15 protein-coding genes are annotated in these 13,800 nt (G+C 66.1%); 8 read left to right on the top strand and 7 right to left on the bottom strand.

What is annotated here, in order from left to right; genetic code table 11:
- On the bottom strand, positions 1-906 hold the full coding sequence (locus tag AAHS21_RS29945; protein ID WP_342930999.1) for a LysR family transcriptional regulator: 906 nt from the start codon (positions 904-906) through the stop codon (positions 1-3).
- Positions 907-1,070: 164 nt separating this feature from the next.
- Between AAHS21_RS29945 and AAHS21_RS29940 the strand changes: the two genes are divergently transcribed.
- Positions 1,071-1,964 (top strand): SDR family oxidoreductase, encoded by an 894-nt coding sequence (locus tag AAHS21_RS29940; protein ID WP_342930998.1) that lies wholly within the window; start codon positions 1,071-1,073, stop codon positions 1,962-1,964.
- A gap of 121 nt (positions 1,965-2,085) precedes the next feature.
- Here AAHS21_RS29940 and AAHS21_RS29935 read toward each other — a convergent pair whose 3' ends face one another.
- The 3 genes from AAHS21_RS29935 to AAHS21_RS29925 are packed head-to-tail and all read right to left on the bottom strand — an operon-like array spanning position 2,086 to position 4,030.
- Positions 2,086-3,351, bottom strand: coding sequence for an amidohydrolase family protein (locus tag AAHS21_RS29935; protein WP_342930997.1), 1,266 nt, complete (start codon positions 3,349-3,351; stop codon positions 2,086-2,088).
- 23 nt (positions 3,352-3,374) lie between these two features.
- Complete coding sequence (locus AAHS21_RS29930; RefSeq protein ID WP_342930996.1) at positions 3,375-3,689, bottom strand: hypothetical protein; 315 nt, start codon at positions 3,687-3,689, stop codon at positions 3,375-3,377.
- 20 nt (positions 3,690-3,709) lie between these two features.
- Positions 3,710-4,030 (bottom strand): 2Fe-2S iron-sulfur cluster binding domain-containing protein, encoded by a 321-nt coding sequence (locus AAHS21_RS29925; RefSeq protein WP_342931017.1) that lies wholly within the window; start codon positions 4,028-4,030, stop codon positions 3,710-3,712.
- Between the two features lie 164 nt (positions 4,031-4,194).
- On the opposite strand from AAHS21_RS29925, the gene AAHS21_RS29920 reads away from it, so the two are divergent.
- From AAHS21_RS29920 to AAHS21_RS29905, 4 genes are read left to right on the top strand one after another with little or no spacing between them, the layout of a single operon-like run.
- A complete protein-coding gene (locus AAHS21_RS29920; RefSeq protein WP_342930995.1) occupies positions 4,195-5,598 on the top strand; it encodes an AMP-binding protein in 1,404 nt (467 codons plus the stop codon).
- On the top strand, positions 5,576-6,481 hold the full coding sequence (locus AAHS21_RS29915; RefSeq protein WP_342930994.1) for an acyl-CoA dehydrogenase family protein: 906 nt from the start codon (positions 5,576-5,578) through the stop codon (positions 6,479-6,481). Before AAHS21_RS29920 ends, AAHS21_RS29915 begins: the two co-directional genes overlap by 23 nt.
- A complete protein-coding gene (locus tag AAHS21_RS29910; RefSeq protein WP_342930993.1) occupies positions 6,468-7,556 on the top strand; it encodes an acyl-CoA dehydrogenase family protein in 1,089 nt (362 codons plus the stop codon). Before AAHS21_RS29915 ends, AAHS21_RS29910 begins: the two co-directional genes overlap by 14 nt.
- A 1-nt stretch (position 7,557) precedes the next feature.
- Complete coding sequence (locus AAHS21_RS29905) at positions 7,558-8,325, top strand: enoyl-CoA hydratase/isomerase family protein (protein ID WP_342930992.1); 768 nt, start codon at positions 7,558-7,560, stop codon at positions 8,323-8,325.
- 37 nt (positions 8,326-8,362) lie between these two features.
- Here the strand turns inward: AAHS21_RS29905 and AAHS21_RS29900 are convergent, their stop codons facing one another.
- Both AAHS21_RS29900 and AAHS21_RS29895 read right to left on the bottom strand, forming a co-directional pair.
- Complete coding sequence (locus tag AAHS21_RS29900) at positions 8,363-8,605, bottom strand: general stress protein CsbD (RefSeq protein WP_036471567.1); 243 nt, start codon at positions 8,603-8,605, stop codon at positions 8,363-8,365.
- A 142-nt stretch (positions 8,606-8,747) separates the two neighbouring features.
- Entirely contained in the window at positions 8,748-9,617 is an 870-nt protein-coding gene (locus tag AAHS21_RS29895; RefSeq protein ID WP_342930991.1) for a proline iminopeptidase-family hydrolase, read from the bottom strand.
- Positions 9,618-9,905: 288 nt separating this feature from the next.
- On the opposite strand from AAHS21_RS29895, the gene meaB reads away from it, so the two are divergent.
- The gene (meaB, locus tag AAHS21_RS29890; RefSeq protein WP_342930990.1) at positions 9,906-10,793 is read left to right on the top strand and encodes a methylmalonyl Co-A mutase-associated GTPase MeaB; all 888 of its coding nucleotides are present in this window, start codon (positions 9,906-9,908) and stop codon (positions 10,791-10,793) included.
- A 128-nt stretch (positions 10,794-10,921) separates the two neighbouring features.
- On the top strand, positions 10,922-11,821 hold the full coding sequence (locus tag AAHS21_RS29885) for a thiamine pyrophosphate-dependent enzyme (protein ID WP_342930989.1): 900 nt from the start codon (positions 10,922-10,924) through the stop codon (positions 11,819-11,821).
- Here the strand turns inward: AAHS21_RS29885 and AAHS21_RS29880 are convergent.
- Entirely contained in the window at positions 11,814-12,467 is a 654-nt protein-coding gene (locus AAHS21_RS29880) for a response regulator transcription factor (RefSeq protein ID WP_096290117.1), read from the bottom strand. The two genes, AAHS21_RS29885 and AAHS21_RS29880, sit on opposite strands and share 8 nt — an antisense overlap.
- Before the next feature lie 113 nt (positions 12,468-12,580).
- On the opposite strand from AAHS21_RS29880, the gene AAHS21_RS29875 reads away from it, so the two are divergent.
- Entirely contained in the window at positions 12,581-13,798 is a 1,218-nt protein-coding gene (locus AAHS21_RS29875; RefSeq protein ID WP_342930988.1) for an ATP-binding protein, read from the top strand.
- The last annotated feature ends 2 nt before the right edge of the window (positions 13,799-13,800 follow it).

The raw sequence follows: 13,800 nt of genomic DNA, 5'->3' as shown, positions 1-13,800 counted from the left end.
TTACGCCTGGGCCGGGGCGGTGAGGTGCGCTTCGGCCAGCTTGCGGAACGCCGCCACCAGCCGGTTGCGATCCCCGGCGCGCGTTGCCAAGACGACGCGGCAGGGCTCGACGCCTTGCAGTGGCACCGTGGTGATGTCGGGTCGCAGCGCGTTGCCGTGGAAGCCGGCCGTGATGGCCACCGCCTGTCCGGAGGCGATGACTTCGAACTTGTCCTCGAGCGCGTCGATGAATGGTCCATCGGGCGCCCGCCGCCCGTCGGGACGGGGATCGATCCGCCAGTAAGCGCTCCAGGCCGGGTCGGAGTTGCGCACCCGCGGCATCGGCTCGTCGGCGATGTCGTCGAGGGTCACGAAATCGCGGCCCGCCAGGCGGTGGTCGACGGGCACCGCCAGTACCCGTGGCTCGTCATAGAGGATCGTCACGTGCAGCCCGTCGGTCGGAAACGGTAACCGGGTGACGACGGCGTCCACCCGGTGACCCAGTAGGGCGTCAAGGGCCTGGCCCCAATCCAGGTGCGACACTTGCACGTCGGCATCGGGATGTTCGCGACGCATCTCGCGCACCGCGGGGGTGACGATCATCCCGGTCGTGTATCCGATCGCGATGCGGCTGGGCTGGGCGGCGGCCCGGGCTTGCGCGGCGGCTTGCGTGGCCGAACGCAGTAGGGCCTTTGCTCGCGGCAGGAACACCTCCCCGGCCCCCGTCAGCCGGGTGCCCTGCGGCGTGCGGTCCAGCAGACGAACTCCCAGCTGCTGCTCGAGTCGGCGGATCTGACGGCTCAACGACGGCTGGGCGACCCGCAGCGCGCTCGCGGCCCGGCCGAAGTGTCGCTGTTCTGCGACCACGACGAAGTATCCGACCAGCCGCAGGTCGAGATCGATCACCGGCGACACCGAATCGGTCATGCGTGAAGTGTAACCATCCACGCGAAGGAACTTTGCATCTATTAGCCCCATAACGTGCGGTGATGCTGATTCAGTATCGCGCCATATGAAACAGGCCTTGGACAGGAAGTCCGCGCGCTCCTTGACTTGAAGTCGCGAATATGGAGCGACGAAAGGGATCACCCATGCATGTCTTTGTGACCGGCGCGAGCGGACACATCGGTTCGGCCGTCGTCGACGAACTCGCTCAAGCCGGGCATCAAGTCACTGGACTGGCGCGCTCCGACGAGTCCGCCGCCGCGCTCGCGGCGAAGGGCGTCAGGGTGCACCGGGGTGACCTCGACGACCTCGACGGCTTGCGAGACGCCGCCGCGGCCTCCGACGGCGTCATTCACCTCGCGTTCAAACACGACTTCGACGACTTCCTGGGTGCGGCCGAGACCGACCTGCGCGCTGTACGGGCAATCGGGGAGGCGCTCATCGGGTCCGACCGGCCCTTCGTCAGCACCTCGGGCACGCTGCTGCTCTCGATGTTGGGGCAGGGTGGTTTCGGCACCGAACAGGACACACTGCCCAGCGGACCGCGGGTCGACTCGGAGAACGCGGTAATCGCGCTGGCCGACGCGGGGGTGCGATCGTCCGTGATCCGGCTTTCTCCGTTGGTCCACAGCGACTTGGACCACCACGGCTTCGCCCACCACCTCATCGGCACCGCCCGGGACGCGGGCAAGTCCGCCTACATCGGCGACGGGGCCAACCGCTGGCCAGCGGTCCACACGCTGGACGCCGCCCACCTGTACCGGCTGGCGCTCGAAAAGGCGCCTCCCGGAACACGTTTGCACGGTGTCGCCGACGAGGGGGTGCCATTCCGGGAGATCGCCGCGGTGATCGGCCGACACTTGAACGTCCCGGTGGTCAGCATCCCGGCCGACGAAGCCGGCCATTTCGGTTTCCTCGCGCTGTTTGCGGCACTGGACAATCCGACGTCGAGCGCCTTGACGCAGAAGGTGCTCGACTGGCAGCCGGAACGGGCGGGCCTGCTCGAAGACCTGGACGCCGGCCACTACTTCGACGAATGAGCGACACCATGGCTGACTCGATCGTCGAGGACTCCCGAAAAGCGTTGGGACCGAAAGTCGAGTCGTTGCGCCAAAATCGCGGATTCCGAACAATAAGTCGACCTTCGGCGTCTGCAGCGGGCTACCGCGCTACGGCGGCCTGCTTCTCCTCGTAGAGCCGCGCCCACTCGGCCCGTGGCCGGATGGACACGTCCACGTCAGTCGCCTTGGCGCGCAAAGCCTTAACTGTCGCCTGGTCGCGGGCGGTGCGGGCGAACGGGTCCCAGCTGAAGAACTTGCAGGCGTTGCCCCAGGTGATCTTGTTGATGTCGGAGTGGTCGGCGCCGGCGGCGTTCAGCTCGGCCAGCACCTGCTCCGGCGCGTCGGGCCAGAAGCAGTCCGAGTGCGGGTAGTCGCACTCCCAGGCGATGATGTCGATGCCGATCTCGTGGCGCAGCTTCAGTGACGTCTTGTCGGTGACGTAGCAGGCCAGCGAATGCTCGCGGAACACATCGCTGGGCAGCTTGTCGCCGAAGTCGCGGCGCAGCCACTTCTGGTTGGTGTAGTGACGGTCGCTGCGGTCCAAGTAGAACGGGATCCAGCCGATGCCGCCCTCGGAGAAGGCGAACTTCAGGTCGGGATAGTTGCGCATCGCGGGGCCCCACAGCAGATCCTGCGCACACATCGCCGACACCTGGGTGGCCAGAATGATCATGTTGTCGATCGGTGCGTCGGGCGCCATGCTGATCGCCCCGAATCCGGTGCCGATGTGCAGGCACATCACCACGTTCTCCTCGGAGAGCGTCCGGAACACCGGGCCCCAGTAATCCTCGTCGTGGTAACTCGGAAGCCCTTCCAGGTGCGGCAATTCCGGCATCGTCACCGCCCGGCAGCCCTTGGCCGCCACCCGCCGGATCTCGGCGCACATCGCCTCCGGGTTCCACGTCGGCAAGATGGCGATCGGGATGAACCGGTCCGGGTAGGACCCGGCCCATTCGTCGATGTGCCAGTCGTTGTAGGCCGACACCATCACCAGCGTCGCCTCCTCGCGGTGCATGTTGAGATGCCGCGCGGAGAAGCCGGTGAACGTCGGGAAGCACATCGACGCGAGGATGCCGTTGCGGTTCATGTCCCGAACGCGTTCGTGGACGTCGTAGACGCCGGGACGCATCTCCGCGAAACCGGCCGGATCGCGACCCCATTCCTCGGCCGGCCACGACACCACGGCATTCAGCCCGCTCACGCCCTGCGGCCTGCCCTGGTACATCCACTGGTCGACGCCCTTGTCGTCGACCACGACGATCGGCGCCTCGGGCTTGTACTTGGCGGGCACGTGGCGCAAGAACATGTCCGGCGGCTCGACGACGTGGTCGTCAATGCTCACCAGGATCAGGTCATCGACATCCATACGGAATTCCTTCCCAGACAGCGCTAGCCATCGCACTCGGTCGTCGTCAACAGCAGCCGGGGGACCGGCGCGGGATCAAGCAGCAAAGCATCCGACATCGTCAGCTGCCCGGCGCTGGCGATCATGTTGTCCAGGACGGCCTGCAGGTCGTCGCCCTCGATCTCGTAGATGGCCACATAGGGGCCGTCCCCGTTGACCGGACGCAGCCGCCGCGCCGAGACGAATCCGTCGAGAGCGACGAGCTCAGGCAGATGGACTTCGTCGTACCAGGTGTTGTACTCCTGGTCGCGTTCCGGGGAACTGGGTCGACTCTCCACCAGGATGATGCCTTTAGCCATTGTCGCCACCTCTTTCGTGACTATTCGTAGCGCACCGTGACCGAATCCGAATCGGGTACGCCCTGGCACGTCAAAATGTAGCCTTCGTCCACTTCGTCGTCGTCGAGAGCGTCGTTGATCCGCATCGTCGCGTGCCCGGTCTCGAGGCGGGCCATGCAGGTGCCACAGTTCCCGGCCTCGCAGTTGAACGGGGGATCCAGGCCGGCCCGTCGCGCGCTTTCCAGGAGCGTCTCGCCGGGCACTAACGGCACCGACGCCTTCTTGCGTTCCAGGAAGATCGTCACCGTGCCGGGCTCGGCGCCGTTCGATGTGGGATCTGCCACCCTTGGAGTCTCCTCGATCGTCGCGGCGACCGCCGCGCGCTGGAACGCTTCGGGTTCCAACCTTTGCCGCCCCCGACCGTACTTGCGTTCTTCAGTATAGAGAATACTATTCTCACTAGCCGATAGCATCTTCTCTACTGCGCCGATGTCGGGTCAACCTGGCCTGCGGGGAAGGACAGGACGTGACCGAGCCGGCCGCGCTCGTGTTTGAGGACCGGCAGTTTAGCCTGCCCGAGCTCGACACGATGGCCAACAGTCTGGCCGCGGCCCTGGCCAAAAGCGGTGTCGCCGCGGGCCAGCGGGTGGCCGTCATGTCGTCGAACCGTCCGGAGTTCGTCGCCGTCCTGCTCGGGATCTGGCGGCTGGGCGCGACGGCGGTGCTGATCAGTCCCGCGTGGAAGCACGACGAGGTCGATCACGCGTTGTCGCTGACCGATCCCGGCCACGCCGTCGGGGACCATCCGGTGCTGGCCGGGCTGATGCCGATGCTGCACCTGGACGATCCGGTCGCTCCCGCCGAGCCGATGCCGATGTCGTCTCTGCCGCGCGCCGATGCGGTGCTGGTGTTCAGTTCGGGTACCACCGGCCTGCCGAAGGCGGTCCGGCACACCCATGCCACATTGACCGCGGCCGTGCGGCATTGGCGCGACGCTCTGCAACTCACCCTTCGGGACCGCATCCAGGTTGCCACGCCGCCGTCGCACATCCTCGGTCTGCTGAATATCGTCACCGCGCTGCGCACCGGCGCCTGGCTGCGCCTGCATCGCCGCTTCGACGTCGACTCGATGCTCTATCACATCGAAAAAGACCGCATCACAATCGAAATGGCAGTTGCGCCCATCTCACTGGCCATCGCCTCGCACCCGAGGCTCGAGTCATACGACCTGTCGTCACTGCGCTACATCATGTGGGGCGCGACGCCGGTCAGCGTCAGCGTCGCCGAGTCCGTGACACGGCGCACCGGCGTCGGATGGGTCCCGGCCTACGGCACCACGGAACTGCCTGTCATTGCCTGCAATCGGCTGGACAGCGCCCGGCTCGACACGGTCGGGCGCCCGGTGCCGGGGGTCCAGGTGCGGGTCGTCTCGCTGGAGACCGGCCAGCCCGTCGGCGCGGGCGAAGTCGGTGAGATCCAGGCGCGGTCAAGCTCGCTGATGGCCGGCTACCTGCCGGCCGCGGCGACCGGCGAGGTGGTGTGCGATGGCTGGTATCGCACCGGGGACGTCGGCTGGCTCGACGCCGATCGTTGGCTGCGGATCACCGACCGCCTCAAGGAGATGATCAAGGTGCGCGGCTTCCAGGTCGCGCCGGCCGAAATCGAGACGGTGTTGCACGGGCATCCGGCCGTCAAAGACTGTGCGGTGTTCGGCGTTCCGGACGGGATCAACGGGGAAGCCGTCGTCGCCGCGGTCGCCACCCGGGCCCCCGTCGATGCCGCCGATCTCACCGCCCGGGTGGATGAGAAGCTGGCGTCCTACAAACATCTGAGCAGGGTCGTGTTCGTACCCGATATTCCCCGCCTGCCGTCGGGCAAGGTGCTGCGCCGAGTGCTGAAGGAGCGCTATGGATGTACGTCTGACAGCTGAACAGCAACAGTTGCGTGATGCCGCTGCGAAGCTGGCCGACGATCTCGGGCCGGCCACGGTTGCCGACCTCGCCGACGACAGCCGAATCACCAGGCTAGACAAGCAGATTGCGGCAACGGGCTGGAGGTCGCTACGCTCCGACGGGGCCTCTGGCGTCGAAGTCGCGATCGTCGCCGAGGAATTCGGCCGCCGGCTGGTCGACACCCCGTTTCTTGGACCGCTGCTGGCCGACGACCTGGCCCACCGCACCGGCGCCGACGCCTCCGACGCGACAGTGGCCGTCGGCGACCGCGCGATCGACGCGCGCGGCGCCCGGCGCGTTCTATCGCTGTCGGGCACCACGGTGCTGGCCACAGACCCCGGTGCGGCGCGTGCCGGTGCCGACTTGACCAGAGCCGAGGCCGAATTGGGTGGCTCTGCCGAGAAGCTCGGCGAGCTGACGGACGACGCCGCGGCCCGGTGGTACGCGCTCGCGCTGGTCACCACGACGGCAGACCTGGTCGGAATCGCCCGGGGCGCAAACGCCGTCGCGTGTGACTACGCCAAAATTCGTGAACAGTACGGCAAGCAGATCGGCTCATATCAGGCCATCGCCCACCTGCTGGCGGAAAGCCTTGCCCTGATTGAGGGTTCGGTCAGCGTGCTGCGCCATGCCGCGTGGGGAGTCGACGAACTGGAGCCGGCCGAAGCCATTCGTGCCGCGCAGATCGCGAAGGTCTACTGCGCGCGTGCCACCCGAACCGTGTGTGAGACCGCGGTTCAGGTATTCGGCGGTATCGGCAATACCTGGGAGTGCATTGTGCACGTCTACCTGCGCCGCGCTCTGACATCGACGGAGCTGTGGCCCGTCCCGTTGAAGGAGATCGATCTTGGACTTTCGTGACTCACCCGACGAGGCCGCCTTCCGCGAGCGGCTGCGCAGCTGGCTGTCGGCGCACGCCGAGGAATTCTCCGGATCGGGCGACGAGTACTGGGCGCGGATGGCCGACTGGCATCGTGCCCTCTACGAGAACGGGTTTTTCGGCCTGTCGTGGCCACGCGATTGGGGTGGGCAGGATTTGGCGCCGGTATACGACGTCATCGTCGACGAGGAGTTGGTCCGGGCGGGCGCTCCGCCGCGGCCCAGCGTCGGCTATCTGGTGTATGGCATCGGTGAGCACGCCAGCGATGAGGTCCGCAAGCGCTTTCTGCCCGGCATCATCAACGGCACCGAGCGCTGGTGTCAGGGCTTCAGCGAACCTGGAGCCGGCTCGGATCTGGCGTCGCTGACCACCACCGCGACCCGAGACGGCGACAACTACGTCGTCCACGGACACAAAATCTGGACCAGCTACTCCGACGTCGCGGACTGGTGTTTGCTGCTGGCCCGCACCGATCCCGACGCGAAGCGACACCGGGGTTTGTCGGCGTTTGTGATCGCTATGAAACAGCCTGGCGTGCAACAACGCCCGTTGCAGATGATGAACGGCGTCACCAACGAATTCGGCCAGGTGTTCTTCGACGGCGCCACGGTGCCGGCGGATCGGATGGTCGGTGCTGCCGGTGACGGCTGGGCCGTTGCGATGACCGTGGTCGGACACGAACGTGAGCCCTCGACCCTCGGCTACGCAGCGCGATACGGCAAGCTTGTCCGAGAACTATTGGCGCGCAACGAGGGTGACGTATCCGAAGAGCTGGCCTGGGCCGCTGTTCAGTCGGACATGTTGACCCACCACGTGCGGCGGCGGCTGTCCGAGCAGCTGGACGGGGTGTCGCACGGCTCGGAAGGCTCACTGGACAAGCTGCTGATGACCTGGGTCGAACAATCCGTGGGCCACGCCGCGCTGGCGGTCGCCGGAACCCGCGACCCAGACCTGCTGAGCGCCTACCTATACAGCCGCGCGCAGAGCGTCATGGGCGGGACATCACAGATCCAGAAAAACATCATCGCTTCGCGCATCTTGGGATTGGGAGTCTGACGTGTACGACATGCCTGCTGAGATCGACGTCCGTGCCGACGGTGCGCTGCGGATCATCACGCTGAACCGGCCGGACTCGCTGAACTCGGTCAACGACGACCTGCACTCCGGGCTGGCGCGGATATGGCAGCGGTTAACCGACGATGCGGGCGCCCGCGCCGCGGTGATCACCGGTGCCGGCAGAGCATTCTCGGCCGGCGGTGACTTCGGCTACCTCGAAGAGCTCGCGAACGATGCGGACCTGCGGGCCAAGACCATTCGCGACGGCCGCGAAATCGTACTGGGTATGGCGCGATGCCGAATTCCGGTGGTAGCGGCGGTGAATGGGCCGGCCGTGGGGCTGGGCTGCAGCCTGGTCGCCCTGAGCGACCTCGTTTACATCGCCGAGGATGCCTACCTCGCCGATCCGCACGTGCAGGTCGGTTTGGTCGCCGCCGACGGCGGCCCGCTGACCTGGCCGCTGCACATCAGCCTGCTGCTGGCCAAGGAGTACGCGTTGACCGGCACTCGTATCAAGGCGCAGCGCGCCGTCGAACTCGGCCTGGCCAACCACGTGGCCGCCGACCCGCTCACCGAGGCAATCGCTTGCGCCCAAAAGATTTTGGAGCTGCCGCAGCAGGCGGTCGAAAGCACTAAGCGGGTGCTCAACATTCACCTGGAGCGGGCGGTGCTGGCCAGCCTGGACTACGCCCTCTCGGCCGAGAGTCAGTCATTCCTGACCGAGGACTTCCGGGCCAACGTCGCCAAGTTCAACGCCGCGAAGAACTGAGCCGCAACCGCGACTCAGTTCTTCGCCACAGGCGTGATCAGCTCTTGGCCGCAGCCTTTTCGCGGGCCTCGGCGGTCTTCTCCGCACCGCGAGCGGCCTCGGCCTGGGCCTCTTTCTTGGCCACGTCGCGCTGTGCCTTGGCCTTGTCCTGCTGGGCGCGGCCTTCCTTGCGGAGACCTTCGTGGCTGATCAGAATGCCAACGATCTCCTTGGTCTTTCCGATGGCGTCCTCGATGACACCCCGGATGCCCTCCACGAGTCCATTGTCGCGGTCACTCATAACGGAGCCCCCTTCGTGAGAAGTTACTGGTCTAAACTCCCGTACCCGAACGGACCGGCGGGACAACGTTTTAATCGGCGCGTCGCGTGTGGTGTCGGTCACCTTGTCCGTTCACCAGCGACAACGGCCGTCGCGTCCGGTCTCAATCGTCGTGCTGGCCCAGGAAGTCGCGCATCACCTCGTCGAACAATGCGGGTTCCTCGATGAACGGCATGTGCGAGCTCGACTCGAACAACTCGAACCGCGAGCCTTTGATGCGCCGATGCATGGCATACATGTGCTCGTGGTCGCATTCGTCGTACCTGCCCGCTACGACGAGGGTAGGCAGGTCGAGCTCGGTCAATCGGTCGAATACGTCCCAGTTGCTGACGTTGCCGACGATGCGAAAGTCGCTGGGGCCGAACATCGTTTCGAAGACTTCGGCACCCATGCGGATGAACGCGTCCTGAAGTTCTGGCGGCCACGGGTGGACGCGGCAGAGATACGTCTCATTCCAGGTGCGGATCGCGTCCTGGTATTTGGGGGAGTGCGTCGTGCCGGCGGCCTCGTGGCGGTCGATGGCGGATTGAGTGTCCGGGTCCAAGTCGCGCTTGAGCCGCGCCACCATCTCCGAGAACGCGGGAATGGACGCGATGCTGTTCGAGATGGTCAGGCTGACCGCGGTCGACGGTACGTCGAGCAGGTACTGCTGGGCCAGCATGCCGCCCCACGAGTTGCCGAAGACGTGAAAGCGTTCCAGGCCAAGTGCGCCGACGACGGCGTCCACCTCGGCGACCGAGCGGTCCATCGTCCACAGTGTGGTGTCCGACGGGCACTCCGAATTCCCGCAGCCAAGCTGGTCCCAGAAAATGACCTCGCGTTCATCGGCCAGGCGTTGCACCGACAGCAAATAGTTGTGCGGTAGGCCGGGCCCGCCGTGAATCACCAGCACGGGAAGACCCGCCCCACCGCCGACGCGTTTGAACCACACTTTTCCGCCCGGAACCGCGATGGTCCCCTCTGATTGCGTCATGGCTGCCCGCCGCCTCCCTACGTCTGAAAGAGCAGTGCCCGCGGATGGCACGAAATCGTAGTCCGCTCGTGAATGCCGCCGCGAGGCTGCAACCAGCGACGTAATTGCCGAGTCGCGGATTCGGGGAGGACTCGCGTCGGCGACCCCCTTTCAGCTGAGACTCTCCGAATGAGAGAATAGCGTTCTCACTAAGTTGTGGGCGGCTCTCGAAGCCCCGCATCGTGCCGGTTGAATTGGAGAGACCCGTGCCCAAAGCTGCGATCGAGGTGCCGGCTCCATGATGTCGTCATGACGGTCGCCGATCTAATTGCCGCAGCGCGCAACGGATCCCAGCGCGCGACAGGTCGGCTGCTCAGTCTCGTGGAGGGCGACCAGCGCGACGAGGTGCTGGCCGGCATCGGCCCGGCAAGCGCTCTCACGGTGCGTGTCGTCGGGATTACCGGCCCGCCGGGTGCGGGTAAGTCGACGACGGTTGCGGCCCTCGTCGGCGCCTACCGCGAGCGCGGCGCCCGGGTGGCCGTGCTGGCCGTCGACCCGTCATCGCCGTTCAGCGGCGGGGCGCTATTGGGTGACCGCATTCGAATGGCCGCGCATATCAATGACTCTGACGTGCTGATCCGCTCGGTGGCAAGCCGCGGACATCTCGGGGGTTTGGCGGCCGCGGTACCGGCGGCCATCCGCCTGCTGGGTGCGATCGGCTACGACTTGGTGCTGCTGGAAACCGTGGGGGTGGGGCAGTCGGAGATCGAGATCGCCGCCGTCGCCGACCCCACCGTCGTGATCCTCAACCCCGGGGCGGGAGATGCCGTCCAGGCCGCCAAGGCGGGGGTGCTCGAAGTCGCCGACATCGTCGCGGTCAACAAGGCCGACCGCGAAGGTGCCGAACAGACCGTGCGGGACCTGCGCGCTGAGACCAAGGCGCCCATCGTCAGCCTGATCGCCGCACGAGGTGAGGGTGTCGACGACCTCGTCGCCGTCATCGACGACCATCACCGCACCGACAACCGCGAGCGTCGGGTGGCGCGAGCCCGCGCTCAAATCCTGTCCCTGGCCCAAAGCCAGTTGCGGACCCGGGCGGACCTCGACGCCCTCGCTCAGTCGGTGGTCGACGGCCAGGACGACCCGTACTCCGCCGCCGCACGATTGCTGTTACGCGCAGGTCAGGGCCGGGATTGAGGCTCGTATGTCCCCCGATCGGGGGAACGGGCTTTCATCCGGATTCCGGTCCGATCAGCGGAGGTTTGGCCAGCTAGAGCGGCCTAACTTAACTCTTGTATCCACGACGAGTTAAGGAGACCCGCAAGATGACTCGCACACCCGAACTGTCCGCGGCACGGTTGCGTGACCAGGTGGAGATGTACCGCCAAATGTGGGTCCTGCGCCTGCTCGACATGGCGGTGGAGGAGTTGCGCATCGACGGTCGCCTCAACCAGCCCGTCCAGGCCGCCTTCGGCCAGGAGGCCGTTGCCATCGGAACCGCCGCGGCACTTCGCCCGGGTGACGTCATGACCACCGGCATCGTTCATCTACAGCACGCTCAGCAGGTCGCTTGCGCGCTCCCGCTGGGTCCGGCCATCGCCGCGCTGTCCGGACCGGGCCTCGGTCGAGACGATGACGAGGACGGTTCGTTCGTGGCGTCGGTTCGTGGGTTGTCGGCAACCCAAAGCGCTCTGCAGCAGTCGCCGCTGCTGGCCGTGGGACATGCCTACGGCAAGCAATTGCTCGACGACGGCCGGGTTACGTTGTGCGCCATGGAAACTCGTGACGTGAAATCCGCGGACTTCGCCGAGGCCGCACACATCGCGGTGTCCTGGCAGCTTCCGGTGGTGTTCGTCGTCGAGAACGCCCGTCAGGACAGCTTCGCGGCCGAGTGCCACGGCATCCCGGTGCTCTCTGTCGACGGCAACGACGTTGAGGCGGTTCGTGACTCGGTCGCCGAGGCAGTGCGACGCGCGGGCGAGGGTGGGGGTCCCGTGCTGGTTCAGGCGATGACGAAGCGTAAGAACGGCGTCTCCTCGGTCGACCCACTGGTCTTCGAAAGGCAGCGCCTGATCGGCGCCGGCATCAGCGCCGGCCACCTCTACGAGCTGGAGCGCCGCGCCCGGCACCTGGTCGCCGAGGCCGAAGCCCACGCCAAAGCGATGTTGGCCGAAGAGCAGCCGGAGCCGATTCGGGAGCCCGAAGTTTGGCCGGCCGCTAGTTGAGCAGACCTTGCCGCATCGCCTCGGCGACAGCTGCCGCCCGGTCGCTGACCCCGAGCTTCTCGTATAGCCGCTGCACGTGGGTTTTCACGGTGGACGGCGCGACGAACAGCTCGCCGGCGATCGCGGGGATGCTTTGACCGCGCGCAATCCGATTGAGCACCTCGCGCTCGCGAGCGGACAGGACAGGAGCCGACGGTTCGGCTCGCTGCCGAATCTGCGCGGCGAGGCCTCCGGCAAGAGAGGGTGCCACCACGTCGTTCCCGTTCGCGCAATCGAGCACGGCTTTGACGATCTCGGTGCGTGTCGAATCCTTGAGCAGAAAGCCGGCCGCGCCCTGCTGCAGCGCTTGGTACACGATGGCCGCCTCGTCATGGGCGGACAGCAGCAGCACGCGGGTGGGCAAGTCGTTGCTTCGCACCGCCGCGGCCACCTGGGCGCCGTCCATGCCGGGCATCCGGAAGTCGAGCAACGCGACGTCGGGTCGGTGCTCCTTGATCAGTTCCAGCGCTTGCGTGCCGTCGTCTGCCTCGCCGACGACGTTCACCTCCCCGCTGAGCGCAAGTGCGCGCACCACCCCTTCCCGGAAGAGCGGGTGGTCATCGCCGACCACGACGCTGACCTTCTCGGGCGTTGCTGCGCCGGCCATGGCGGTCAGTGTAGCGGTTTGCCGCACCAGCGCAGATTGTCGCCGCGGAGAACCTGATGGGGGTTTTGCCGCTTAGCCCGGGAGGGGCGCGCACAGATGAGTACTGTGTTCGCGTGGCGGATACCAGCGACGCAGAGCTGCACCGGGTACGCAGGATTCACCAGCTGCGCTCGTATCGGATCGCGTCGGTGATTCGGATCGGCGTGGTGGGGCTGATGATCGCGGCCATGATCATTGGCACTCCGCGGTATGAATGGCCGCAACAAGCCCTGTTGATCGTCCTATACGCAGTTGTCGCACTGTTTGCGTTGGCCCGGGCGTTTTCTCCCTTTCAATGGCTCCAGAGGGGGCGCTTGGTCGGGATAGGCCGACTCGAGCCATTCGCATTCACCATCGTGGACGTCGCAACGTTGACGGTCTTTCAGGTGTTGTCCACAGACCGCATTGATCCGTTGCTGATCATGATGCTGCTGCCCATCTTCATCGGCCTGGATACCTCGTCGCGGCGGGCGGCCGTGGTATTGGCCTGCTCGATGGCGGGGTTTCTCGTTGCGGTGCTGGAAGATCCGTTCATGCGGGAAGAATTCGGACTTGCCGAGTGCTTGTTCCGGTTCACCCTTTACGCGTGCCTGTGCGGCACGGCCTATATGGCGGTGCGGATGGAGGAGCGGCACACGCGCGCGATCGCTGGGCTGAGCGCGTTGCGGGAGGAATTGCTGGCTCAGACGATGACCGCGTCCGACGTGCTACAGCGCCGCATTTCGGAATCCATTCACGACGGACCCCTGCAAGACGTGCTGGCCGTGCGGCAGGAGGTCGTCGAACTCAGGGCCGCCTATCCCGGCGATGAACGCGTCGAGCGTGCGCTCTCCGGTCTTCAGATCGCCTCGCAGAGCTTGCGGCAGGCGACTTTTGAACTGCATCCCGCGGTGCTGGAGCAGGCCGGGTTGGGTGCCGCGGTGCAGGAACTGGCCGCCTACACCCAGCGACGGTCGGGCATCGAGGTCAGTACCGACATCGATTACCCGATCCGCGACGAGATCGACCGGATCGTCTTCGGTGCCGTGCGCGAACTGCTGTCCAATGTCGTGCACCACTCGAAGGCTCGGCACGCATCGGTCACGCTCGGGGTCACCGACGGCAGATGTGTGTTGAATGTGACCGACGATGGGGTGGGCTTCAACGCAGAGACCATGGCGCGCCGCCTCGGCGAGGGCCACATCGGATTGGAGTCACACCGAACCAGGGTGGACGCGGCCGGTGGCATCTTTGTGATCCTCGACGCCCCGGTGGGCACGCATATCTGCGTCGAGGTGCCGCTGAAGGGCTGAAC

The sequence above is a fragment of the Mycobacterium sp. 050272 genome (assembly GCF_039023525.1).
Taxonomy (GTDB): domain Bacteria; phylum Actinomycetota; class Actinomycetes; order Mycobacteriales; family Mycobacteriaceae; genus Mycobacterium.
The sequence above is the reverse complement of the archived record's forward strand: the minus strand, read 5'-3'. Positions and strand labels throughout refer to the sequence as shown.